Origin of the sequence: Streptomyces caelestis, assembly GCF_001279005.1 — a bacterium.
Lineage (GTDB): Bacteria > Actinomycetota > Actinomycetes > Streptomycetales > Streptomycetaceae > Streptomyces > Streptomyces heliomycini.
Genome location: NZ_LGCN01000210.1, coordinates 178,238 through 201,843, shown reverse-complemented (window position 1 = coordinate 201,843; position 23,606 = coordinate 178,238). Strand labels below are relative to the sequence as shown.

The 23,606-nt window shown below is 73.8% G+C and carries 22 protein-coding genes and 1 pseudogene; 10 read left to right on the top strand and 13 right to left on the bottom strand.

Annotation, left to right across the window (positions count from 1 at the left end; translation table 11 throughout):
* The first annotated feature begins 152 nt into the window (after positions 1 to 152).
* Positions 153 to 401, top strand: a complete 249-nt coding sequence (locus ADK41_RS24195; RefSeq protein ID WP_030818171.1) for a hypothetical protein — start codon at positions 153 to 155, stop codon at positions 399 to 401.
* Positions 402 to 547: 146 nt separating this feature from the next.
* On the opposite strand, the gene ADK41_RS43400 is transcribed toward ADK41_RS24195, so the two are convergent.
* Positions 548 to 910, bottom strand: coding sequence for a hypothetical protein (locus ADK41_RS43400; protein WP_234318505.1), 363 nt, complete (start codon positions 908 to 910; stop codon positions 548 to 550).
* 50 nt (positions 911 to 960) lie between these two features.
* Positions 961 to 1,479 (bottom strand): annotated as a pseudogene (locus ADK41_RS43965) (hypothetical protein); the annotation flags it as partial.
* Between the two features lie 16 nt (positions 1,480 to 1,495).
* Between ADK41_RS43965 and ADK41_RS24185 the strand changes: the two are divergent.
* Entirely contained in the window at positions 1,496 to 2,116 is a 621-nt protein-coding gene (locus tag ADK41_RS24185; protein WP_051842727.1) for a hypothetical protein, read from the top strand.
* A 32-nt stretch (positions 2,117 to 2,148) separates the two neighbouring features.
* On the opposite strand, the gene ADK41_RS24180 is transcribed toward ADK41_RS24185, so the two are convergent.
* Positions 2,149 to 2,592: an excalibur calcium-binding domain-containing protein gene (locus ADK41_RS24180; protein WP_030818162.1), complete on the bottom strand. Its 444-nt coding sequence runs from the start codon at positions 2,590 to 2,592 to the stop codon at positions 2,149 to 2,151.
* A 173-nt stretch (positions 2,593 to 2,765) separates the two neighbouring features.
* On the opposite strand from ADK41_RS24180, the gene ADK41_RS24175 reads away from it, so the two are divergent.
* On the top strand, positions 2,766 to 3,350 hold the full coding sequence (locus ADK41_RS24175) for a DUF6461 domain-containing protein (protein WP_030818160.1): 585 nt from the start codon (positions 2,766 to 2,768) through the stop codon (positions 3,348 to 3,350).
* A 42-nt stretch (positions 3,351 to 3,392) separates the two neighbouring features.
* Here the strand turns inward: ADK41_RS24175 and ADK41_RS24170 are convergent, their stop codons facing one another.
* The 4 genes from ADK41_RS24170 to ADK41_RS24155 form a co-directional block, all read right to left on the bottom strand.
* Positions 3,393 to 4,550, bottom strand: coding sequence for an alkaline phosphatase PhoX (locus tag ADK41_RS24170; RefSeq protein ID WP_030818156.1), 1,158 nt, complete (start codon positions 4,548 to 4,550; stop codon positions 3,393 to 3,395).
* A gap of 319 nt (positions 4,551 to 4,869) precedes the next feature.
* Entirely contained in the window at positions 4,870 to 5,220 is a 351-nt protein-coding gene (nirD, locus tag ADK41_RS24165; RefSeq protein ID WP_030818153.1) for a nitrite reductase small subunit NirD, read from the bottom strand.
* The gene (gene nirB, locus ADK41_RS24160; RefSeq protein ID WP_030818151.1) at positions 5,217 to 7,823 is read right to left on the bottom strand and encodes a nitrite reductase large subunit NirB; all 2,607 of its coding nucleotides are present in this window, start codon (positions 7,821 to 7,823) and stop codon (positions 5,217 to 5,219) included. The genes nirD and nirB overlap by 4 nt, the downstream gene beginning before the upstream one ends.
* Entirely contained in the window at positions 7,823 to 9,040 is a 1,218-nt protein-coding gene (locus ADK41_RS24155; protein WP_030818149.1) for an NAD(P)/FAD-dependent oxidoreductase, read from the bottom strand. Before ADK41_RS24155 ends, nirB begins: the two co-directional genes overlap by 1 nt.
* Positions 9,041 to 9,246: 206 nt before the next feature.
* Here ADK41_RS24155 and ADK41_RS24150 point away from each other — a divergent pair, with 206 nt between their 5' ends.
* Positions 9,247 to 10,029, top strand: a complete 783-nt coding sequence (locus ADK41_RS24150) for a sulfite exporter TauE/SafE family protein (protein WP_030818146.1) — start codon at positions 9,247 to 9,249, stop codon at positions 10,027 to 10,029.
* Between the two features lie 130 nt (positions 10,030 to 10,159).
* Here the strand turns inward: ADK41_RS24150 and ADK41_RS24145 are convergent, their stop codons facing one another.
* The 6 genes from ADK41_RS24145 to ADK41_RS24120 form a co-directional block, all read right to left on the bottom strand.
* Positions 10,160 to 10,810 (bottom strand): class F sortase, encoded by a 651-nt coding sequence (locus ADK41_RS24145; protein WP_030818139.1) that lies wholly within the window; start codon positions 10,808 to 10,810, stop codon positions 10,160 to 10,162.
* A gap of 116 nt (positions 10,811 to 10,926) precedes the next feature.
* Complete coding sequence (locus tag ADK41_RS24140) at positions 10,927 to 11,472, bottom strand: hypothetical protein (protein ID WP_030818136.1); 546 nt, start codon at positions 11,470 to 11,472, stop codon at positions 10,927 to 10,929.
* Positions 11,473 to 11,857: 385 nt separating this feature from the next.
* Positions 11,858 to 14,020 (bottom strand): molybdopterin oxidoreductase family protein, encoded by a 2,163-nt coding sequence (locus ADK41_RS24135; protein ID WP_051842725.1) that lies wholly within the window; start codon positions 14,018 to 14,020, stop codon positions 11,858 to 11,860.
* A gap of 114 nt (positions 14,021 to 14,134) precedes the next feature.
* Complete coding sequence (locus tag ADK41_RS24130; protein ID WP_030818132.1) at positions 14,135 to 14,536, bottom strand: hypothetical protein; 402 nt, start codon at positions 14,534 to 14,536, stop codon at positions 14,135 to 14,137.
* Positions 14,533 to 14,781 (bottom strand): hypothetical protein, encoded by a 249-nt coding sequence (locus ADK41_RS24125; protein WP_030818128.1) that lies wholly within the window; start codon positions 14,779 to 14,781, stop codon positions 14,533 to 14,535. Before ADK41_RS24125 ends, ADK41_RS24130 begins: the two co-directional genes overlap by 4 nt.
* A gap of 32 nt (positions 14,782 to 14,813) precedes the next feature.
* Entirely contained in the window at positions 14,814 to 15,521 is a 708-nt protein-coding gene (locus ADK41_RS24120) for a SanA/YdcF family protein (protein ID WP_030818125.1), read from the bottom strand.
* Positions 15,522 to 15,733: 212 nt separating this feature from the next.
* Here ADK41_RS24120 and ADK41_RS24115 point away from each other — a divergent pair, with 212 nt between their 5' ends.
* From ADK41_RS24115 to ADK41_RS24090, 6 genes are all read left to right on the top strand, one after another.
* Complete coding sequence (locus ADK41_RS24115) at positions 15,734 to 16,513, top strand: sirohydrochlorin chelatase (RefSeq protein ID WP_037803066.1); 780 nt, start codon at positions 15,734 to 15,736, stop codon at positions 16,511 to 16,513.
* Positions 16,514 to 16,652: 139 nt separating this feature from the next.
* Positions 16,653 to 17,927, top strand: a complete 1,275-nt coding sequence (locus ADK41_RS24110; RefSeq protein ID WP_030818121.1) for a deoxyguanosinetriphosphate triphosphohydrolase — start codon at positions 16,653 to 16,655, stop codon at positions 17,925 to 17,927.
* 93 nt (positions 17,928 to 18,020) lie between these two features.
* Positions 18,021 to 19,286: an NAD(P)/FAD-dependent oxidoreductase gene (locus tag ADK41_RS24105; RefSeq protein ID WP_030818119.1), complete on the top strand. Its 1,266-nt coding sequence runs from the start codon at positions 18,021 to 18,023 to the stop codon at positions 19,284 to 19,286.
* Between the two features lie 154 nt (positions 19,287 to 19,440).
* A complete protein-coding gene (gene dnaG, locus ADK41_RS24100; protein WP_030818116.1) occupies positions 19,441 to 21,366 on the top strand; it encodes a DNA primase in 1,926 nt (641 codons plus the stop codon).
* Between the two features lie 171 nt (positions 21,367 to 21,537).
* Positions 21,538 to 22,686 (top strand): RNA polymerase sigma factor, encoded by a 1,149-nt coding sequence (locus ADK41_RS24095; RefSeq protein WP_234318502.1) that lies wholly within the window; start codon positions 21,538 to 21,540, stop codon positions 22,684 to 22,686.
* A gap of 173 nt (positions 22,687 to 22,859) precedes the next feature.
* Positions 22,860 to 23,597 (top strand): hypothetical protein, encoded by a 738-nt coding sequence (locus ADK41_RS24090; protein WP_063756453.1) that lies wholly within the window; start codon positions 22,860 to 22,862, stop codon positions 23,595 to 23,597.
* The last annotated feature ends 9 nt before the right edge of the window (positions 23,598 to 23,606 follow it).

Below are 23,606 nucleotides of genomic sequence, written 5' to 3'. Positions count from 1 at the left end.
CTTCCGATGTCGCTTGTTTCGGTGTGTTCCGGGGCAGGAACAGGTCAGCCGGCATGCCGGATGCCGCTCAGGGGAGGGGCCGATGAGCTGGAGCGAGTTCAAGAAGGCGCAGCGAGTTCAAGAAGGCGCTGGGGGAAGCGGCGGGCGAGGCGGTGGTCAGCTACCCGTTCGTCTCCGCCGTCACCGAGTGGCTGCACATGGCGGACGGCGACGCACTGGACGCGATAGCCGAGTACGTCGCGGGGGCGACGCCCACGGTGCTGGAGAAGATGGACCGGCACCTGCGTGAGACGACCGTCAACGAGTACAAGAACGAGCAGCGGAACCGGCTGGTCGTCCTCTACGCCTGCTTCAAGTACCTGGAGGCACAGAAGACGGGGAGATTCTCGGCGCGTTGGTGACGGCGGCTCCGGTCAGCGCCGCGGTGACCACGTGCCCGTCGGGGTGAGGGCGTCCCGCAGCGCTTCGAGGGAGCGCAGCAGCCCTCTGACGGAGTCCTGGTCGCCGTCGGCGGCGACCACGCTCCTTTGGCCGCCGTGCCGGACCGTCAGCCGGTGCGTCTCGACCGGCAGGGGGCCCAGGCGCCGGGGCTCGGACTCCGGGAGAAATCACAGGACCACAGATCGGTGTGCGCCACGGCGAACGGCACGGGCAGCGGCGGCCGGAGCCTCACGCCCCACGTGGTGACCACCGCGAGGGACACCTGCCCGGTCAGTGGATCGACCGGACGCTCGGGCCGCCACACCAGCAGCAGCTCCTCGCCGGGTCCGGTGGGACACCAGCGGTGTACGGAGTCCAGTTCCGCCGGTGAGAGCGCCGCCGGGTCCCTGAGCGGCTCCGGGACGAGGTCCGGCCGGCGCCGCACGTCCAGGACCGTCCGCCGTATGTCCGCGACGGCCGCGGGCACCATCCGGCCCAGCACCGCCCCCCAGCACCGCCCCCCAGCGCCGCCGCCGCGTGCGCCGCCGCCCGCTCCTGGGAGCCGGCGGCGTCCGCCTCGGCCTTCCCGCCGTCGGCGTGGTCGCTGATCCCACGGATGCTCAGCACCGGAAGGCCGCCCGCGAGACGGGCGGCCTGGGCGACGCCGGCGCTCTCCATCTCCACTGCGACGGCATCGCCGTGGACGGTCCTGAGGCGCTGGGCCCGGCGCCTACCGCTCTTCCCGTCCGGGTGCTCCCCGGGGCCCGCCCGACGTGGGGCATTCACGACCGGCCTCCGGTCGGGCAGCGGCACTTCGAGACCACCACCCCGCACACGCGCGGCGAGCCCTTGCCGGGTCGGGGCGGAGCCCCGGAGGTGCTTGACGCGCTTGCCGTTCGTCAGGTCGGCCCGGTCGCTCACGGTCACCCCGGTGCGTCTGCTCGGGCTGCTGTCCTTCGACGGCGGGTCCCGATGTAGTGTCCCGTGCCGGACTTGCACAGCCGCCACGGCGGGGAACACGGGGGACGCGGTGCCGTTTCGGATACGCAGGAGCAGCATCAGGCCGCTGAGCAGCATGGGCGGGTACGCCGTCGACCCCTGGCGGTCGTTCCGGCGCACGGTCGGGGTGGTGCTCTTCGGGTGGGCCGCCGCGGCCGTCACCGCGGGGGCGTCCTACCTGGCGCTGCGGTGGGTGTGGGTGCCCATCGCGGTGGGGGTTCCGCTGTGTCTGGCGTTCGCCGTGTTCCTGATGCTGCTCCATCGTGCGGGGTGGATCGCCCTGCTGTCCTTCGTGCCGGGGCTGTTCATCCTCGTCGGGGCCGTCCAGTACGCGCCCGAGGCGGCGTTGGAGGTGCGCGGGGTACGGGAAAGCGTGGCGATCGTGGCGGACAGTGTGGACGAGACGGGCGGTGACAACCACCGGTTCACGCTGCGGACGGCGGACGGGGAGGAGTTGGCGGAGCGGTTCACCTACAACGGTTCCGGGGCGCCAAGGGCGGGCGACCGGTTCGACGTCCTCCGCGATCCGGAGGGTGTGGCGCCCATGGAGCGGGCGGACGAGGTGGACGCGGCGGGTCGGCTGAACGGTCTGATCGGCGGGCTCGTGGCGTGGACGCTGATGGCGGTCCTCGCCGGGCGGCGCGGGCATGTGCGGCGCCGGTGCGGGAAGACCGACTCCCTGCTGCTGTCCCTGTAGGGGCGGGGAGCCGGTCTTCCCGCGGGGCGGTGTCAGCGGGCGCCGTCGCGGCGCCTGCGGGCCGCGATCATCACGCCGCCGCCCAGGAGCACGACGGCCGCGCCGCCGGCCGCGATGTACGGCGTGGTGTCGCTGCCACCGGTCTCGGCGAGGTCGGTGCCGCCGGCCTGCTCCTTGTTGTCGGAGCCGGTGTTCTCGGTGGTCCCGGTGTCGTCGCCGGTGCCGGTGTCGGTCTCGGCCTCCTCGTAGGGTTCGAAGTCCGCCGGCGGCTTGTCGCAGCCGATGCCGTCGCCGTCGCGGTCCAGGTGCTCGCCGTAGTGGTCGCTGGCCGCGGGAATGTTGGCGTGTCCGTTCGCGTACGCCTCGGAACAGTTCTCGAACGGGGTGTTGCCGCCGTGCGCCACGGCGGTGGCCGGTACGGCGGCCAGGGCGAGTGCGGCGAGGAGCGCGGCGGCGGAGGTACGGAACGGGTGCATGGTGAAGAGCCCCCCAGATCGGGCGATTGCGTGTGCTTGGTGCGAGGGTGACGAAGCTACCGGGGGGTGCGTGTCGAGTGGGGCATATGAAAGGCTTGTGATGTGAACGTGACGTGACTGGAGGGTAGCTCTCCGCTACCGGTGGTCCTTCGCGGCGGGAGGGGCGGGACGGTATGGCATCCACGTTGTTCGACGCGCTGGGGAGCGAGTACTTCTGCGTGACCGCGGTCAGGGGCCTCGGTGAAGCGGACGTGCTGGTCCGCCTGGGTGCCGACGGTTCGGAACCGCCCGTGCGGTGCCGCATCGACGGGGCGTACGACGCGTTCGACCCGGACGGCTGGGCCGTGCGGCTCCACTGCCCGCCGGGGACGGGATGGGTGTACGTGTTCGACGCGTTCCCGCAGACGGGCGTCGTGTTCCGGAGGCCGGTGCTCAGGAGGCTCTCGGCGGGCACGGAAGCGGTGTCGGTGTGGAAACTCCTCGACAGCACCACCCGCGTGGCTCATGTCCGGGACGGGGAGGTCCTCGCTCTGTTCGACTCGTGGAGGTTCGAGCCCGCCTCCGGGCCGGAGCCGCACCGGCTCAACCATGCCCTGGAACGGGTGGGCTTCTTCGTGGACGACGACGAGGCGGACGACGAGTTCAGCGACCCCGCCGCCGCCCTGGAGGCGGTGGAGCGGGAGTTCGGCCTGGGGGTGGATCCCCGGGCGGTGGCGGGGCCGCTGCCGAGCGTCATCGTTCCCGTGCGGGCCGACTGAGCGGCGGACGGCCGGACGCAGCCGGTGCCGTCGCCGTCTCCGTTACGACCGGAAGGGTCCCCGCACCTCGTACGTGATCCCGCCCGACGAACTCCCGCTCGTGCCGCGCTGGCTGGAGAAGTACAGGCGGGTGCCGTCGGGGGAGAAGGCCGGGCCGGTGATCTCGGAGCCCGACTGGCCGCCGACGCGGAGGAACGGGGCCACCACGTCGTCGGGCGTGATGACGCAGATCTCCATGGTGCCGCCGTCCTCGGCCACGAACAGGTCGCCGGAGGCGGCGCCGGTGACGTTGTCGACGCCCGTCAGGGGAGCGCCACCGCCCGTCACCAGTGAGTCGTCGTAGGCGAGTTCGATGGTCTGGGCGGACGCGTCGTACTGCCAGACGCGGTTGTCGCCCTTCGTGGTGAACCAGCAGGTGTCGTCGGCGTAGTAGCAGCCCTCGCCGCCGTTGAAGCGCTTGGCGCCGGAGACCTGGTTGCGGGTGGCGGTGGCGCCGGACGGGTCCGGGACCCGCGCCCAGCTCACCGGGCCGCTGGCGCCGCTGCCGGCGACCAGCACCTCCAGGGTGCCGGACGACAGATCGCCCCAGGTGGTGGGCTTGAAGCGGTAGAAGCAGCCGTCCGACACGTCCTCGGTCAGGTACACGACCTTGCGCACCGGGTCGGCCGCCGCCGCCTCGTGCTTGAAGCGGCCCATCGCGTCACGGCGGACGGCCGCCTTCACACCCCAGGGGTCGGTCTCGTAGACGTACCCGCGGTCCACCTCCTCGCAGGACAGCCAGGTGTTCCACGGGGTCTTCCCGCCCGCGCAGTTCTGCCGGGTGCCGGACAGGACGCGGTATGCGCCCGTGATGGCGCCGGTGGCCGAGAACTTCAGCGCGCTCGCCCCGCCGGAGGGGTTGATCTCCGAGTTGGAGACGTAGATCCAGCCCGAGCCGTCGGCGTAACAGGCACCGCCGTCGGGGGCGTCGTGCCAGGTGTAGGAGGTGCCGGTGACCATCCGGCCGGAACGGGCGACGACCCGGCTGGTGAAACCGGCGGGCAGACTGATGCCGTTGGCGTCCGCCGCCCCGAGCGGACCGTACGGGCCGCTGCCGGGCTGGGCGGGCGCGGCGTACGCCGCGCCGCGCCACAGGGTCCCGCCGAGCACGGAGGAGGTGCCGCCGACGGCGGTCGCACGAAGGAAGGTACGACGTTCCACTGTCGCTCCAAGAGGTGCCGTGACCGTCCCGCCGCCGGTCGGCGGCGGGAGCGTGCGGTCACGGAACCTAGGGGTGCGGAATGGACGCCTCATGACCGGGGGCGTACCGGCGGATGACCATCCCGGGGGCCTGCGGCGGTACAGCCGTCCGGCGGCGGGAACCCGGTCGGCCGGGTGCGCTCGCGGGGCGTGGTCCGGGCCTCCGGGACGGGTGGGACGGGCCTGAAACGGGTGGGCGGAACCGATGTGACCCGATGGACCCGGCCCGCCGGGCGGAACGACCCGGACCCGACAGGAACCCGACAGGCGCCCCGCCGGATCAGACGGCCTTCACCTCGTACGCCGTCACCCGCACCGTCTCGTCGTCCAGGCACTGGCCCGTCTCCAGGTCGAAGCGCTGCTTCAGGAGCGGGGAGGCGACGAAGGGGCGGCCCCGGTGGGTGCCGGTCAGGCCGCGGGAGAGGACCGCCGCGCCGGTGAAGGGGTCGCGGTTGTCGAGGGCGTAGAGGCGGCCGGCGCGGTCGGCGAAGAGGGCGGCCTGGCGGCCGTCGGGGAGGAGGACGGCCACCCCGCGGCCCGGGAGCAGCGTGCTCAGGTCGCAGGCCGTGAACCAGTCGCCGGCGAGGTGGAGCCGGACCTTCAGATCGGTGGTCTCGAGTGCCAGGGTCATCGCGTGACGCTTCCTTCCAGGATCTCGTCGGCGGGGTGCAGGCCGATGCTCAGCAGCGGCAGGTCGGGCTTCATCTGGTCGCGCTCGGGGACGAAGGCGACCACCGGGTCGGGGGTGTCGGGGGCGTTCACGAAGGACACGAAGCGGGCCAGCTTCTCCGGGTCGTTGATGGTCTCGGCCCACTCGTCGCGGTAGTGCGCGACATGGGCGGCCATCAGGGCCTCCAGTTCGTCGCAGATGCCGAGCGAGTCGTGGACGACGACGTCCCGTACGTGGTCCAGGCCGCCGGGGACGCGGTCCAGCCACACGCTGGTGCGCTCCAGGCGGTCGGCGGTGCGGATGTAGAACATCAGGAACCGGTCGATCAGGCGGATCAGTTCGGCGTCCGAGAGGTCCTGTGCGAGCAGGTCCGCGTGGCGCGGGGTGGCGCCGCCGTTGCCGCCGACGTACAGGTTCCAGCCGCCCGCGGTGGCGATGACGCCGAAGTCCTTCGACTGGGCCTCGGCGCACTCGCGCTGGCAGCCGGAGACCGCGGACTTGAGCTTGTGCGGGGAGCGCAGCCCCCGGTAGCGCAGTTCCAGGTCGATCGCCATGCGGACGGAGTCCTGGACGCCGTAGCGGCACCAGGTCTGACCGACGCAGGACTTCACCGTGCGCAGCGACTTGCCGTAGGCGTGCCCCGACTCGAAGCCGGCGTCGACCAGGCGGGCCCAGATGACGGGGAGTTGCTCCACCCGCGCGCCGAACATGTCGATCCGCTGGCCGCCGGTGATCTTCGTGTAGAGGCCGAAGTCGCGGGCGATCTCGCCGATCACGATCAGCTTCTCCGGGGCGATCTCACCGCCGGGGATGCGGGGCACGACCGAGTACGAGCCGTTCTTCTGCAGGTTGGCCAGGAAGTGGTCGTTGGTGTCCTGCAGCGCCGCCTGCTCGCCGTCCAGGACGTGGGTGCCGGCGCCGATCGTCGGGGCGAGGGAGGCGATGATCGAGGCGACCGTCGGCTTGCAGACCTCGCAGCCGTCGCCGCCCCGGGCGTCCTGGCGGCCGTGCCGGTCGAGCAGGTCCCGGTAGGAGGTGATGCGCAGGGCGAGGACGATCTCGTACAGCTCCTCGCGGGTCTGGGAGAAGCAGGCGCACAGGCCCTTGTCGACCTCGACGCCGCTCGCCTCCAGCTCGGCGTTGATGAGCCGGCCGAGGACCTTGACGCAACTGCCGCACGTCGTACCGGCCTTGGTGCACTTCTTCACCTCGGGCACGGTGGTGCACCGGTGCTCGGTGACCGCCTCGCGGATCGTGCCCTTGCGGACGTTGTTGCAGGAGCAGATGATCGCGTCGTCCGGCAGCGCGGACGGGCCCAGCTGGACCGGGGCGCCGGCGCCGGCCGGCAGCACCAGCGACTCGGGCGGGACCGGCGGGACGGAGCCGGTGAAGGCCTTCAGCGTGCCGTACGCCTCCGCGTCGCCGACCAGGATGCCGCCGAGCAGCGTGCCGTCGCGGCCGATGACCAGCTTCTTGTACAGGCCGGCGCGGGAGTCGGAGTAGACGACGTCCAGGCAGTCGTCGGTGGCGCCGTGCGCGTCGCCGAAGGACGCCACGTCCACACCGAGCAGCTTCAGCTTGGTGGACAGGTCGGCGCCGGTGAACGCGGACTCGTCCTCGGCGATGGTCGCGGCGGCCGTCTCGGCCTGCTCGTAACCGGGCGCGACCAGGCCGTACACCCGGCCGTCGGCGGCCAGCGCGCACTCGCCGATCGCGAACACGCGCGGGTCGGCGACCGTACGGCACTGCTCGTCGACCGCGATGCCGCCGCGCTCGCCGACGGTGAGGCCCGAGGCGCGGGCCAGCTGGTCGCGGGGGCGGACCCCGGCCGAGAACACCACCAGGTCGGTGGCGAGTTCGGAACCGTCCGACAGCCTCATGCCGGTGACCGCGCCGTCCTCGCCGACCACGACCTCCTGCGTGCCGACGCCGGTGTGGACGGACAGGCCCATCTCCTCGATGGTGCGCAGCAGCGCCGCGCCGCCGCCCTCGTCGACCTGGACGGGCATCAGCCGGGGCGCGAACTCCACGATGTGGGAGGTGAGTCCGAGGCCCTTGAGCGCGCCCGCCGCCTCCAGGCCGAGCAGACCGCCGCCGACCACGGCGCCGGTCGTCGACTTCCTCGCGTACTCCTCGATCGCGAGCAGGTCCTCGATGGTGCGGTAGACGAAACAGCCCTCGGCGTCCTTGTTCGGCACCGGCGGCACGAACGGGTAGGAGCCGGTGGCCAGCACCAGGACGTCGTAGCCGACGACCAGCCCGGAGCGGGCCGTCACCGTGCGCGCCGCACGGTCCACGGTCTCCGCCGGGTCGCCGACGTGCAGCTCGATGCCGTGCTCCGCGATGAACGCCGTGTCCGTCAGGGACAGGTCCTCGGGCGTCCTCCCCGAGAAGTACGAGGTGAGCTGGACCCGGTCGTACGCCGGGCGCGGCTCCTCGCACAGCACGACCACCCGGTGCGTGGCGGTCAGGCCGCGCCCGGCGAGCGCCTCGAGGAAGCGCTGGCCGACCATGCCGTGGCCGACGAGCACGATCGTGGGGGGTGCCTCCGGGGTGGCGGTCATCAGGAGCCTCCATCGTTGGTGAGCAGGTGGAGCAGGGGCCCGCCGGCGGACGGGAGCGGCTCTGCTCCCTCCCAGGCGCGTGCGAGGGCGCCGACGGTGCCGAGTTCGCCGACGAGGACCCCGCCGACCAGGCGGTCGTCGCGGACGACGACCTTGCGGTAGGTGCCCCGGGTGGCGTCGGCGAGCTGGACGACGTCGTCGCCCGGCAGCGCCTCGGTCTCGCCGAAGGCGGCCAGGTCGAAGGGGCTGTCCGGCCCAGTGAGGGTGAGCCGGGTCAGGGAGCGGGTGCCGGTGTAGCGGGCGCCGGCGTCCCCGGCGAGCAGCGCGGCGAGCGCGTCGGCCTGTTCGAGGGCCGGGGCGGCCAGCCCGTACACCGTGCCGGCGTGCTGGGCGCAGTCGCCGACGGCGTGGACGTACGGGTCGGAGGTGCGCAGCTCGTCGTCGACGACGACGCCCCTGCGGACCTTCAGACCCGCCGCCTGCGCGAGGCCGGTGCGCGGGCGCACCCCGCAGGCCAGGACCACGAGGTCGGCGTCGAGGGCGTAGCCGTCGGCCAGCTCCACCGAGCGGACCGCGCCGCCGACGCAGCGCACGTCCCGCACCCGGCACTCGGTGTGCGCCTCCACGCCGAGGCCGGCGAGGTGCCGCTCGACGAGCCGGGAGGCGGCCGGGTCCAGCTGGCGTTCCATGAGCCGCTCGGACTGCTGGGCGAGGACGACCTGCGCGCCGCGCACGGCGAGCGCGCGGGCCGCGGAGACCCCGAGCAGTCCGCCGCCGATCACCACCACCCGCGCCCCGGGCCGTACCGCCCCGGCCAGGCCCAGGCAGTCGTCCAGGGTGCGGAACGCGTGCACGCCCTCGGGCAGCTCGTGGCCGGCGGTGAACAGGCCGCGCAGCGGCGGCAGCACGGGGTTGGAGCCGGTGGCCAGGACCAGCCTGTCGTATGCGATCACCGAGCCGTCCGCGCAGGCGACGGTCCGCCCGGCGCGGTCGATGCCGGTGACCCGGGCGCGGGTCAGCTCCGCGGGCGCCGGCAGGGCGATCACCTCGGGGCTGTAGCGTCCGGCCAGCACCTCGGCGAGCAGCACCCTGTTGTACGGGCGGTGCTCCTCCTCGCCGATCAGCGTCACGGGCGTGCCGAGCTCGCCGAGCCGCCGGGCGAGTCGTACGCCCGCGAGGCCGGAGCCGATCACCACCACACGCTCGTTCGAGGTCATGTCCCCGAGCGTGCGGTGCGGGTGTTACCCGGTGGCATCACCTCTGTTTCCCGTGCGGAACGCTGCCCTCAGCGGGGAGCGGGCAGGGGTGTGAGGGTTCCGGGCCCCGGACGGGGACCGGGTGTGAGGGGGCCGGCCCCGCGCCAACCTCAACAAACGCTCATCTTGATGGACGCAGCATCTACCCCGTCCCTAGGCTCACGGCCATGCCCGACATCTCCCTGACCACGGTCGTCCTGCTCTGTCTGGCCGCCCTCGCCGCCGGCTGGATCGACGCCGTGGTCGGCGGCGGCGGGCTGCTGCTCCTGCCCGCCCTGCTGCTCGGCCTGCCCGCCGGCACCCCCGCCGCGCACGCGCTCGGCACCAACAAGGCGGTCGCGATCGTCGGCACCACGGGCGCGGCGGTGACGTACGCCCGCAAGGCGCCGGTCGACGTGAGGACCGCCGTGCGCATCGGCCTCGCGGCCCTCGCCGGATCGTCGGCCGGGGCGTTCTTCGCGGCCGGGATGAGCACCGAGGTCCTCAAGCCGGTGATCATGGTGGTGCTGCTCGCGGTGGCCGCCTTCGTGATCCTGCGCCCCGCCTTCGGCACGGCCCCCGCCACCGGTCCGGCGACCCGCCGCCAGATCCTCGCCGCGATCGGCCTGGCCGGCCTCGGCATCGGCTTCTACGACGGGCTCATCGGCCCCGGCACCGGCACGTTCCTCGTCCTGGCGCTCACCGCCCTGCTCCACCTCGACCTGGTCACCGCCTCCGCCACCGCCAAGATCGTCAACTGCTGCACCAACGCCGGGGCCCTCGCCACCTTCGCCTGGCAGGGCGCGGTGCTGTGGCAGCTGGCGGCGCTGATGGCGGTGTTCAACCTGGCGGGCGGCACGCTCGGCGCGCACACGGCGCTGAAGAAGGGCAGCGGCTTCGTCCGCGTCGTCCTGCTGACGGTGGTCTTCGCGCTGGTGGCGAACCTGGCGTACGAGCAGTGGCTGGCCTGAGCCTCCCGGCGCCGGCTTGAGCGTCCCGGCGCCGGCCGGCCCGGGCGGGCGCCGGCCGGGTGGTCGTCGACGCCGACGGCGCCCCCGCCCCCCGGCGCTCGCGGTCCGTCCCCGGCCGGCGTCCTCCGGCTCAGCGGCTGCCGGTCAGATGGGCGTACACGACGACGTTCCCCCGGTAGCCGGTGGTCCGGGAGTAGCCCCCGCCGCAGGTGATGACCCGCAGCTCGGGGCGGGGCGCCGTGCCGTACACCTTCCCGTCGGGGAAGTCCCGCGCGTCGTACACCTCGACGGCGTCCACCGTGAACACGGCGACGGTGCCGTCGCGGCGGTCCACCTCGATGGTGCTGCCCTTGCGCAGGGCGCCGAGCGAGTAGAAGACGGCGGGGCCGTCGGCGTTGTCGACGTGGCCCGCGACGATCGCGGTGCCCCTCTCGCCGGGGGTGGCTCCGGCCTCGTACCAGCCGGCCAGGTTCGCGCGGTCGGCCGGGGGGACGTCGAGGCTGCCGGTGCTCGTCAGGCCGAGGCCGGTCAGGGGCGCGTCCACGTCGATCGCGGGGATGCGGACGCGGTCGGGAGGGGAGGGCGGCAGCGCGGGGGCCGCACTCCGGCCCGCGCTGCGGTCGTCGTCCCCCGTGCGCGCCTGGGCGGCGGACGGCTGCGGCGGCGCCTGCGTCCCGGTCCCGTCGAGCAGCAGCCACATCCCCGCACACAGCGCGCACACCGTGACGGCCGCTATCGCTGTGTTGCCCGGACCCCCGGTCCGGCGGAACCTGCGGCGCATCACGGACTGACCTCATCTCGAGTGGGCCCCGTGCCCCCCTCCGGGCCGCGAGGGGCGTCGGACCCGGAGGGGGAGGGGAGGTGCGGTACCGGCGGACGGGCAGCGGAGGGTGCCCGTCAGATGCCATCGCCTCTCGCCCGGCGATGCAGGAGCCAGGTACCGCCCGCGGCGGCGACGGCGAGAGCCGTCACGCCGGCCGCGGTCTGTACGGGGTCGGGGCCCAGAGCGCCCCCGACCCCCGTCTTCACACTTCCTCGTGGAACCATCTGCCGCGCGTCGGGCGTCAGCGTGACCACCAGGTCACCGGCCACCCGCCGGCTGCTCCCGTCGCACGTCGCGACGATCTCGTACGTCCCCGGCTGCGCGCTCGGCGGCACCCTGAACTGTCCGATCGCGTCCCGTTCGTGCGTGCTCGGCGCCAGCGTGAACCGACCGGATCCCACGGCGGTGGCGTCGCCCGCCGCGGTCCCCTCGTCACCGCAGGCCGCGGTGTTCACCGTGACGTGCGATCCGGGCGCGACCGAGGACGGGTACACCTCCAGGTTCCCGGTCGGCGGGCCGGCGGGCTCCCCGGCGTACGCGGGCGCGGCGAGCAGCCCCGCGGCGGCCACGGCGAGCGCGGCGCCGGTCATGCCGGTCAGCGGCCGGGCGGTACGTCGCATCGATGCTCCCTCGGGCGGGCCACGGCCCGCGGCATTCCCGTGTGCCGCCGTCGGACGCGTCCCTGCCCCTTCGAGGTAAGTGCCATCGGGCCGCCCCCGCTCCCCGAGGAAGCGTCGGGAGGCGGGCCGAACGGGTGGCGGACGTACCCGTACGGCCGCCCTCCTCGCCGCGTTTCAGCAGGTCACCGACGCCGTGCGGATGCGGTCGCGACAAAGCACCCGAAGGTGGCGCACACGGGGTGATCGGGTGACCGGCGCGTCCGCGGGGAGCGCGCACCGGTGTGCCGCCGGTGATGTGGGCCCTCGGGCTCCGGTGGCCGGCCCGGGCCGGCGGGGGAGTGCCGGACGACGGGCGCGCCGGCGATGTCGTCGCACGGCCCCGCGTTCACGCCGGGGACACGGCGGGCCGGACGACGGCCGGCACGGACCGAGCGGCCCGCACGGGCCGTACGGCCTCCACGCGGACCGCGCACACCTTGAACTCCGGCATGCGGGAGGTCGGGTCGAGGGCAGGGTTGGTGAGGGTGTTGGCACGGCCCTCACCGGCCCAGTGGAACGGCATGAAGACCGTGTCCGGCCGGATCGCGGCCGTGATCCTGGCCGGCGCCACCGCCCGCCCCCGCCGGGACACCACGGCCACCGGGTCGCCCTCGGCCGCGCCGAGCCGCTCCGCGAGCCGGGGGTGCAGCTCCACGAACGGGCCGGGCGCGGCGGCGTTCAGCTCGTCCACGCGCCGGGTCTGGGCGCCGGACTGGTACTGCGCCACGACCCGCCCGGTGGTCAGCAGCACGGGGTACTCGGCGTCGGGCTCCTCGGCGGCCGCCCGGTGCGAGACCGGCGCGAACCGCGCCCGCCCGTCCTCGGTGGCGAACCGGTCGAGGAAGAGCCGGGGGGTGCCGGGGTGGACGCCGCCCGTCGGGTCCCCGGGCGCCGGGCACGGCCAGAACACGCCGCTCTCCTCCGCCAGCCTGCGGTAGGTGATCCCCGAGTAGTCCGCGGGCCCGCCCGCGCTGGCCCGGCGCAGCTCCTCGAAGACCTCCTCGGGATCGGTCGGGAACCCCTTCTCCGGGCTCCCCTCCCCGCCCAGCCGCGCGGCCAGCTCGTGCATGACCTCCAGGTCGCTGCGGACGCCCCGCGGCGGCGTGATCGCGCGCCGCCGCAGCAGCACCCTGCCCTCCAGGTTGGTCGTCGTCCCCGTCTCCTCCGCCCACTGCGTCACCGGCAGGACGACGTCGGCGAGCGCGGCCGTCTCCGACAGCACGACGTCGCACACCGCCAGGAAGTCCAGCGAGCGGATCCGCTCCTCGACGTGCGCGGCGCGCGGCGCCGACACCACCGGGTTGGAGCCCATCAGCAGCAGCGCGCGGATGTCCGTGCCGAGCGCGTCGAGCAGCTCGTACGCGCTGCGCCCCGGCCCCGGCAGCGCGTCGGGGTCCACGCCCCACACCCCGGCGACGTGCGCCCGCGCCGCCGGGTCGGTGAGCTTGCGGTAGCCGGGCAACTGGTCGGCCTTCTGGCCGTGTTCGCGCCCGCCCTGCCCGTTGCCCTGCCCGGTCAGGCACCCGTACCCGGACAGCGGCCGGCCCGCCCGCCCCGTCGCCAGGCACAGGTTGATCCACGCGCCCACCGTGTCCGTGCCCTTGGACTGCTGCTCGGGCCCGCGCGCGGTGAGCACCATCGCGGCCTCCGGCGCGCAGAACAGCCGTACCGCCTCCCGCAGCCGGGGGACGGGCACGCCGGTGATGCGCTCCACGTACTCCGGCCAGTGCGCCATCGCGGCGGCCCGGGCCTCCTCCCAGCCGCTGGTGCGCTCCCGGATGTACGCCTCGTCGGTGCGCCCCTCGGCGACGATCAGGTGCAACAGGCCCAGCGCCAGCGCGAGATCGGTGCCGGGGCGCGGCGCCAGGTGCAGATCGGCCTGCTCGGCGGTCCTCGTGCGGCGCGGGTCGACGACGATCAGCGTGCCGCCGTTCTCCCGCAGCTCGGTGAAGTACCGCAGCGACGGCGGCATGGTCTCCGCCGGGTTCGACCCGACGAGGATCACGCACCCGGTCCGCGGGATGTCCTCCAGCGGGAACGGCAGTCCCCGGTCGAGACCGAACGCCCTGCCCCCCGCCGCCGCGGCCGACGACATGCAGAACCGCCCGTTGTAGTCGATCTGGGAGGTCCCCAGCACCACCCGCGCGAACTTGCCCAGGCTGTACGCCTTCTCGTTGGTCAGTCCGCCCCCGCCGAACACCCCGACCGCGTCCGCCCCGTGCTCCGCACGCGTCCGCCCCAGCCCCTCGGCGACCCGCTCCAGCGCCTCCTCCCAGGAGGCCGGCGCCAGCGCGCCCCCCTCGGAGCGCACCAGCGGCGAGGTCAGCCGCACGCTCGACGACAGCACGGCGGGCGCCGTGCGCCCCTTCCCGCACAGCGCCCCCCGGTTCACCGGGAAGTCCGCGCGCTCGCTCACCTCGACGGCTCTCCCGTCGGGGGCCGGCGTCAGATTCATCCCGCACTGCAGGGCGCAGTAGGGGCAGTGCGTGGGCGTCACGGTCTCTCGCATACGGCCCAGGCTGCGCCGCCGGTGTTACGCACCGCGCCGGCCGCTGTTACACCCCGGGTACGGCGGCCTCCCCGCCGTCGGCGGCCCGCGGTGAGGCGCCGGCGGGCTCCCCGCTCAGACGCCGACGAGCCGGACACGGTCACCGCACAGCCGGGACATGTCATCGATGTCGGACGTCAGTATGACCACCGGGCCCGGCTGGCGCAGCGCCATCTCGGCCACCGTCGCGTCGATCGCGTACTTGTGCCCGTGCAGGCCGACGGACTTGAGCAGCTCCGCCGCCGCTTTCGCCGCCTGCTCGGTCACCGGCTCGACCCTGACGCGGGACAGTGCCCACCGCAGCCGGGCCGTGTTCACCCGCGCGTGACTCACTTCGACGATGGTGTTGGCTCCGACGACGAAATCGGCACCCGTCGCATGGAACACCTGGAACATCGCGGCGATCTTGCGGTCCTGGGCGATCCAGGCGGAGAGGCCCTCGGCGTCCAGGACTACGGTCTCGACGTGCCCGCTCACGCCGCGCTCGCCGACCCACCGGCACCGGTGTTCCCGAAGATCCGGGAGTGGGCCTCCGCCAACTCCTCCTCGGTGAAGGCTCCGTGCTCCTCCTGATGGCACAGCAGATCGGCCCCGAGCAGCTGGTGCCGCAGCTGACGCGCCACCGCTTCGGCGACATAGCCGGAGACGTTGTCGGTGAGCTTCTTCAGTTCGGCGACCTGCTCCGTCGGGAGCGTCACCGTGATCCGCGTCGTATCCGCCATGGAGGAGAGCATACTGGAGTATGCGCAGCGCGTCAGTCCGACGTCCCGGAGCCGTCGTGGACGCCGGCCAGCGCCCGCCCCACCCCCGGCTCCCTCGGGCCGAGGAAGTGCGGGTCCGGGCGGAACGCGGCGTCCAGTGCCGCCTTGCCCGCCGCGAAGATCTCCCTGACGCCCCCGTAGTACCAGGTCACGTCGTGGCGGTCGTCGACGCCGACGCCGTACGGGGTGACGCCGGCCGCCTCGCACAGGGCCACCGCGCGGCGGATGTGGAAGCCCTGGCTGATCAGCACCGCGCGGTCCACGCCGAAGATCTTCTTCGCGCGGACGCAGGAGTCCCAGGTGTCGAAGCCCGCGTAGTCGCTGACGATCCGCGTGCCGGGGACGCCGTGCCGGGTGAGGTAGGCGCGCATCGCGTCCGGCTCGTCGTACTCCTCGCGGCTGTTGTCGCCGGTGACCAGCACCACCTCGATCCGCCCCGCGCGGTACAGCTCCGCCGCCGCGTCCAGCCGGCGCGCGAGGTACGGCGACGGCTCCCCGTCCCACAGCCCCGCGCCGAAGACCACGGCGACGTCGGTGCGCGGCACGTCGGCGGCGGTGCGCAGCCGGTCGTCCGTCGTCACGCGCAGCCAGGCCGCCGGCAGCAGCGCCAGCACGCACACCGCCACCACCGCCCGCACGAGCCGCCGCCACTCCGTGCGGGTACGCGGCGGACGCGGACGGCGGACTCTGAAACGGCGCATCGGACGGGCCCTCCCCGGTCGGTCCTCGACCGGGGGAGACGCCCCGCCGGGCCTTCCGGTTCGCCCCACTCCCTGTGACCGGTTTCACGGCTCGGGGTGAACCGGCGGGCCGGACCGCCTCACACCCGCCGCCGTCCGCGGGGTGAACCGCTGGAAAACGCCCGTCACATCCGCGCAACGGGAAGGCAACGTGCCGCGTCCACGATCGGTGCATGACGGCGTACCCCCTGAACGACCGCGACACCCGGCCCGCCCTCGTCGTCGTGGCCCACGGCAGCCGCGACCCGCGCGCGCTGAGCACCGTACGGCGGCTCCTGGACCGCGTCCGCGTCCTGCGGCCGGACCTGCCCGTGCACCTGGGCCACATCGAGCTGAACGCGCCCCTGCTCCCCGACACCCTCGCCGGGCTGGACGCGCACGGCACCGGGGCCGCCGTCCTGGTGCCGCTGCTGCTCAGCCGGGGCCACCACGTCAAGCGGGACATCCCCGAGACGGCCGCCGGGGCGCGGCTGCACACGCGCGTGGCCGCCCCGCTCGGCCCGCACCCCCTCCTCGTGGACGCCCTGCACGCTCGCCTCACCGAGGCCGGCTGGCGCACCCCGGCGGACCCGGCGGCCCGCCGCGCGAGCGCGGTCGTGCTCGCCGCCGCGGGCTCCCGCGACCCCGAGTCGAGGATCGACACCGGTCGCACCGCGCGGCTGCTCGCCGAACGCCTCGGCGTCCCCGTGATCCCCGCCTATGCCTCCGCCGCGTCCCCCACGGTCCCCGAAGCCGTCCGCGCCCTGGCCGCCCGGGGCCGCCACCGCGTGGCCGTCGCCTCTTGCTTCAGCGCCCCCGGCCGCTTCGCCACGGAGTGCGCGGCGGCGGCGCCGGGTATCGCCTCCGCCCCCCTCGGCGTCCACGAGGCCATGGCCCGCCTCCTCCTCCACCGCTACGACCAGGCTCTGCGGACTTCGGCCACCGCACCCCTGGAGCCGGCGGCAGCCGTCTGAGGGGACGCGGGGCCGTGCCGGCCCGCGGCTCCGCCGCATGGGTGGGGGCGGAGCCCCAGGGAAGGGAAGGGCGGCGAGGGCGAGGAGAACCGGACGCGTAAGGCACCCCGCTGTCACCCCTCCCCCTTAATGTCATGGCATGGAAGGCACCGCACTCACCACCGCATACGACTCGACGTCGGTCGCCCGCTGGGCCCCCGAACCCGACAAACGCCCCGGCCGCACCGCCTTCCAACGCGACCGCGCCCGCATCCTGCACTCCGCCGCCCTGCGCCGCCTCGCCGGAAAGACGCAGGTCGTCACCCCGGGAGAGCACAACCAGGTCTGGGACGCCAGCCCCCGCACCCGCCTCACCCACTCCCTCGAATGCGCCCAGGTCGGCCGCGAGCTCGGCGCCGCCCTCGGCTGCGACCCCGACCTGGTGGAGGCCGCCTGCCTCTCCCACGACCTCGGCCACCCGCCCTTCGGGCACAACGGCGAACAGGCGCTGAACGAGTTCGCCGAGGACTGCGGCGGCTTCGAGGGCAACGCCCAGTCGCTCCGCCTCCTCACCCGCATCGAGCCCAAGCGCTTCACCCCCGAGGGCTCCGTCGGCCTCAACCTCACCCGCGCCGCCCTGGACGCCGCCACCAAGTACCCCTGGCCCCGCGGCGCCCACCCCACCGACCCGGCCTCCCCGAAGTTCGGCGTCTACGAGGACGACCGCCCCGTCTTCGACTGGATCCGCGAGGACGCCCCCGGCGCCCGCACCTGCTTCGAGGCCCAGGTCATGGACTGGGCCGACGACGTGGCCTACTCGGTGCACGACGTGGAGGACGGTCTGCACGCCGGCCACATCGACCCCGACTGCCTGCACGCCGATCCGGAGCGGGAAGCCGTCTTCGCCGTCGCCGTCGGCCGGTACGTTCCCGCCGGCACCGACCCCGCCGAACTCGCGGAGGCCCTCGACCGCCTCCTCGACCAGGAGTGGTGGCCGCACGGCTACGACGGCACCGCCGTCGCCCAGGCCCGCCTCAAGGACGCCACCAGCCAGCTCATCGGCCGCTTCTGCCTCGCCGCCGAAGGCGCCACCCGCCGGGCCCACGGCGGCGGGCGCCTCACCAGGTACGGCGCCGAGCTGGTCGTACCGCGCGGCACCCGCATGGAGTGCGCGGTCCTCAAGGCGGTCGCCGACCGCTACGTCATGCAGCGCGCCGAGCAGGAGCTGCTCCGCGCCGACCAGCGAGTCGTCGTCCTGGAGCTGGCGCAGGCGCTCACCTCCCGCGCCCCCGACGGCCTGGACCCCCAGTTCCGCACCCTGTTCGACCGGGCCCCGGACGACCGCGCCCGCAAGCGCGTGATCGTCGACCAGATCGCGTCGCTCACGGACGCCTCGGCCCGCTCGCTTCACGCCCGGCTCACGGGGCAGGCATGAGCCGTATGGCCTGATCGGCTCACTCCCCCTTCCGGCAACACCCTGCGTGCGGGACGCTCGCAGGTGGCGACACCCTCAAGAGGAGGCATCGACGTGGTCGACGCGGATCAGACATTCGTCATCGTCGGAGGCGGCCTGGCCGGCGCCAAGGCGGCCGAGACGCTGAGAGCGGAGGGCTTCACCGGCCGCGTGATACTGATCTGCGACGAGCGCGACCACCCCTACGAGCGTCCGCCCCTCTCCAAGGGCTACCTCCTCGGCAAGGCCGAACGCGACAGCGTCTTCGTCCACGAGCCGGCCTGGTACGCGCGCCACGACGTCGAACTGCACCTCGGCCAGACCGTCGACGCCGTCGACCGCGCCGCGAAGACCGTCCGCTTCGGCGAGGACGGCACCGTCGTCCGCTACGACAAGCTGCTGCTCGCCACCGGCGCCGAGCCCCGCCGTCTCGACATCCCGGGCACCGGCCTCGGGGGCGTCCACCACCTGCGCCGCCTCGCCCACGCCGAGCGCCTCAAGGGCGTCCTGGCCTCCCTGGGCCGGGACAACGGCCATCTGGTGATCGCCGGCGCCGGCTGGATCGGCCTGGAGATCGCGGCGGCGGCCCGCGGGTACGGCGCGGAGGTCACCGTCGTCCACCGCGGCCGGACCCCGCTGCACTCGGTCCTCGGCCCCGAGCTCGGCCAGCTCTTCGCCGAGCTGCACAGCGATCACGGGGTGCGCTTCCACTTCGGCGCCACGCTCACCGAGATCGTCGGCCAGGACGGCATGGTCCTCGCAGCCCGCACCGACGACGGCGAGGAGCACCCCGCGCACGCCGTCCTCGCGGCGATCGGCGCGGCCCCGCGCACCGCGCTCGCGGAGTCGGCGGGGCTGGAGCTCGCCGACCGCGCGGACGGCGGCGGCGTCCTCGTCGACGAACGGCTGCGCACCTCCGACCCGGACGTCTACGCGGCCGGCGACGTCGCGTCCTTCCCGCACGCCCTCTTCGGCGCCCGGCTGCGGGTGGAGCACTGGGCCAACGCGCTGAACGGCGGGCCGGCGGCCGCCCGCGCCATGCTGGGCCGGGAGGAGGTCTACGACCGCGTGCCCTACTTCTTCACCGACCAGTACGACCTGGGAATGGAGTACTCCGGGTGGGCGCCGCCGGGCTCCTACGACCAGGTGGTCGTGCGGGGCGACGCGGGGAAGCGCGAGTTCATCGCGTTCTGGGTGAAGGAGGGGCGGGTGCTCGCGGGGATGAACGTGAATGTGTGGGATGTCACGGACCCCATCCAGAGGCTGATCCGCTCCGGCGCGCGGGTGGACACGGAGGCGCTGGCGGATCCGCACGTACCGCTGGAGAGCCTCGTCGCCTAGGCGGCTGCCGGGTTCCGTCCTGTCACGGGTGCGGGTGCGGGTGAGCCGTGGCTTCCCGCGCCCCCGCGGCGAAGCCGCACGTGTCACGGCCCCGCGCCCCTTGCGGGGCGCCGCACCTCCCGGGGATGTCACAGCGCACCCGTAGAATTCACGCGTGGCTGGGCGGATCAACGATGAGGACGTGAAGGCGGTTCGGGACGCGGTTCCGATCGACGCCGTCGTCTCCGAGTACCTCCAGCTGCGGAACGCGGGCGGCGGGAACCTCAAGGGGCTCTGCCCCTTCCACGACGAGAAGTCGCCGTCCTTCCAGGTCAGCCCGAGCAAGGGACTCTTCCACTGCTTCGGCTGCCAGGAGGGCGGCGACACCCTCACGTTCGTGATGAAGATCGACCACCTCTCCTTCTCGGAGGCGGTCGAGCGCCTCGCCGGACAGGCCGGCATCACCCTGCGCTACGAGGAGGGCGGGTACAACCCCTCCCACCAGCGCGGCGAGCGCATCCGCCTGGTCGAGGCCCACAAGGTCGCCGCCGAGTGGTACGCGGAACAGCTCGCGACCTCCCCCGAGGCCGACACCGGCCGCGCCTTCCTCGCCGACCGCGGCTTCGACCAGGCCGCCGCCGTCCACTTCGGCGTCGGCTACAGCCCGCAGGGCTGGGACCACCTCACCCGCTTCCTGCGCGGCAAGGGCTTCAGCGACAAGGAGCTGCTCCTCTCCGGCCTCTCCCAGGAGGGCCGCCGCGGCCCCATCGACCGCTTCCGCGGCCGGCTGATGTGGCCCATCCGCGACATCGGCGGAGAGGTCGTCGGCTTCGGCGCCCGCAAGCTGTACGAGGCGGACACCGGCCCGAAGTACCTCAACACCCCCGAGACCGCGATCTACAAGAAGTCCCAGGTCCTCTACGGCATCGACCTGGCGAAGAAGGACATCGCGAAGTCCTCCCGCGCGGTCGTCGTCGAGGGCTACACCGACGTCATGGCCTGCCACCTGGCCGGGGTGACGACCGCCATCGCCACCTGCGGCACCGCCTTCGGCGGCGACCACATCAAGATCCTGCGCCGGCTGCTCATGGACAACGGCAGCGCGCGCGTGATCTTCACCTTCGACGGTGACGCGGCCGGCCAGAAGGCGGCCCTGCGCGCCTTCGAGGACGACCAGAAGTTCGCCGCCGAGACCTACATCGCCATCGCCCCCGACGGCATGGACCCCTGCGACCTGCGCCTCGCCAAGGGCGACGAGGCCGTCGCCGACCTGGTCGAGCCCCGCACCCCGCTCTTCGAGTTCGCCCTCCGCCAGATCGTGGTCCGCTACGACCTGGACACCCCGGCCGGCCGGGCCGCCGCCCTCGACGAGGCCGCCCCGATCGTCGCCCGGATCAAGAACAGCGGCGCCCAGCACGAGGTCGCCGTCCAGCTCGCCGGGATGCTCGGCATCCTCGACACCCAGTTCGTGGTCAAGCGGGTGGCGCAGCTGGCCCGCTGGGCCCGCGAACGCGGCGGCAAGGGCCCCGCCCCCGACCGGCAGCAGCGCGGCGGCGGCCGGCAGCACGCCTCCGTCCCGGACCGGCCGGCTCCGGGCGGCCCCGCCCTCAACCTCCGCAACCCGGTCTTCGCCACCGAACGCGAACTGCTCAAGCTCGCCCTCCAGCGTCCGGAGCTGGTCTCCCCGGCCTTCGACGCGTACGGCGTCGACGAGTTCACCGCCCCGCCCTACGCGGCCGTGCGCCAGGCGATCCTGGACGCGGGCGGCGCGGAGTACGGCACCCAGGACCCGCAGGAGTACCTGATCCGGGTCCGCGAGGCCGCCCCCGACGACACCGTCCGCGCCACGGTCACCGAACTCGCCGTCGAGGCGATCATGCTGCACCGGGGGGTCAAGGAGGTCGACGAGACCTACGCGGGCGCCCAGCTGGTCACCGTCCGGCGCCGCGCGGTCGAGCGCCGCATCCGTGACGTCGCCAGCCGCCTCACCCGCCTCAGCACCCATGGCGACCCGAGCGAACTGGCCGCCGTGCAGAACGAGTTGTGGGTGCTCCAGCAGTACGACCAGGCCCTGCGGGAGCACGGCGCGGCCGCGCTGTGAGGGCGGCCGGGGACGGGCCCGGATTATCGGTCGGTCACCGGCCGGACGCAAAAAGTCACCGCACGCCCCTCGTGGGGACGATGTGCCGTACGCCACACTGGACCCGGTGCCTGAGCCCCGGAGCGCGGCCGATCCGTCACCGGCGGGTCCCGGACCTCCGCGGTTCCGCTCATCGCGTACGGGACGGACAGCGGCGAGGCCGTCGACTCCGTTCCCGAAGTACCGCTGCCCCACCCCCTGGCGGCGATCATCCTGGAGGTCGCACCCGTGCAGACCCGGACCCTCACCCAGCCCGACGCCGACGTCCTCGTCGCCGTGCCCGCGCAGGACCGCGTCGCGCACCACCCCGAGACACCGGCCGAACCAGCCGAACCCGTCGAGCCGGTCGCACCCGTCCGCCCCGAGACCGGCGGCCCCTCCTCGGACCTGTTCCGGCAGTACCTGCGCGAGATCGGGCGCATCCCGCTGCTGACCGCCGCCGAGGAGGTCGAACTCGCCCGCCGGGTCGAGGCGGGGCTGTTCGCCGAGGAGAAACTGCGGCTGGCCCCCGATCTGGACAGCCGGCTCGCCGTCGACCTGGACCGGCTCGTCGTCCTGGGCCGGATGGCCAAACGACGGCTGATCGAGGCGAACCTGCGGCTCGTCGTGTCCGTCGCCAAGCGGTACGTGGGCCGCGGGCTGACCATGCTGGACCTGGTCCAGGAGGGGAACCTGGGGCTGATCCGGGCGGTGGAGAAGTTCGACTACGCGCGCGGGTACAAGTTCTCCACGTACGCCACGTGGTGGATCCGGCAGGCCATGTCGCGTGCGCTGGCCGACCAGGCCCGGACCATTCGGGTGCCCGTGCACGTGGTGGAGCTCATCAACCGGGTGGTGCGGGTGCAGCGGCGGATGCTGCAGGAGCGGGGGTGCGAGCCGACGCCGGCGGAGGTCGCCGCGCACCTCGGCCTGCCGGCCGAGCGGGTGGGGGAGGTGCTCCGGCTCGCGCAGGAGCCGGTCTCCCTCCACGCGCCGGTGGGCGAGGAGGACGTGGCGCTCGGCGACCTCATCGAGGACGGCGACGCGGCGAGTCCCGTGGAGTCGGCGGCGTTCCTGCTGCTACGGGAGCATCTGGAGGCGGTGCTGTCGACGCTGGGGGAGCGGGAGCGGGAGGTGGTGCAGCTGCGGTACGGGCTGGTCGACGGGCGTCCCCGGACGCTGGAGGAGATCGGCCGCCTCTTCGGCGTCACGCGCGAGCGCATACGGCAGATCGAGTCCAAGACGCTGAACAAGCTCCGCGACCACGCCTTCGCCGACCAGCTGCGCGGCTATCTGGACTGACGGCACCCCGCGCCGCACGGCTGCCGCGACGGAACGGCATCTCTCCTCGACTAACCGCGTGTGTAGAGAAATTACGTATTTCCGCTGACTCCGCACTCGCTGTGTTCTGTCACCGTCTTCCCAGACGTGACCTCGGTGCCGACGTGCCGAGCACAGGTGTCCGAGGAGTGAGCATGCGAGTGGACGGACTGCGGCGGGTTCCGGCGGCCGTGGCGATGCTGGCGGCAGCGGCTCTGCTGGCCGGCTGCGGTGGCGGCGACGAAGGGTCCGCGGACGGCGGGAGCGGTGCCGCGGCCGAGGGCTCGTCGAAGGGGGCGCCGGCCGGGCAGGCGGGCGGAGGCCCGCTGGACGCGGCCGGCCTGGAGAGCGCGGCGGTCACCGAGACGGACCTGCCCGACTACACCTTCACCGTCTTCAAGCAGGGCACCGTCCTCGGCGGCAAGGGCGAACCGGCCGACCCTGCGGTCTGCCAGCCCATCGAGGACATCCGCCTGCGCTCCCCCGAGCCGGCACCGGCCGCGGCGGCGGCCCGCTCCGTCCACCCGAACACGGACGTGCAGGAGACCGAGATCGCGCTGTACGCCTACGACAAGGCGGCCGACGCCGAGGAACTCCTCACCCGTGTCCGCGAAGCGGCGAAGAACTGCCCCGCCGGGTACGAGGACGACACCGGTCTGAACCCGACCGTCACCGCCCTCGCCGACCCCGATCCCGGCCCGGGCGACGAGGCGGTCGCCTACCGGCGGGAGCTGTCCGGCACGGCGCACTGGTACCGGGTGGTGCGCAGCGGCCCCCACGTCGCCGTGTTCGGCTGGAAGAGCATGGTCGCGCACAAGAACGCGGGCGAGGCCCCGGCCGAGGTGATCACCGCCCAGCTGAAGAAGCTGACGGAGGCGGCCGGCACGGGCTGAGCCGGAGGG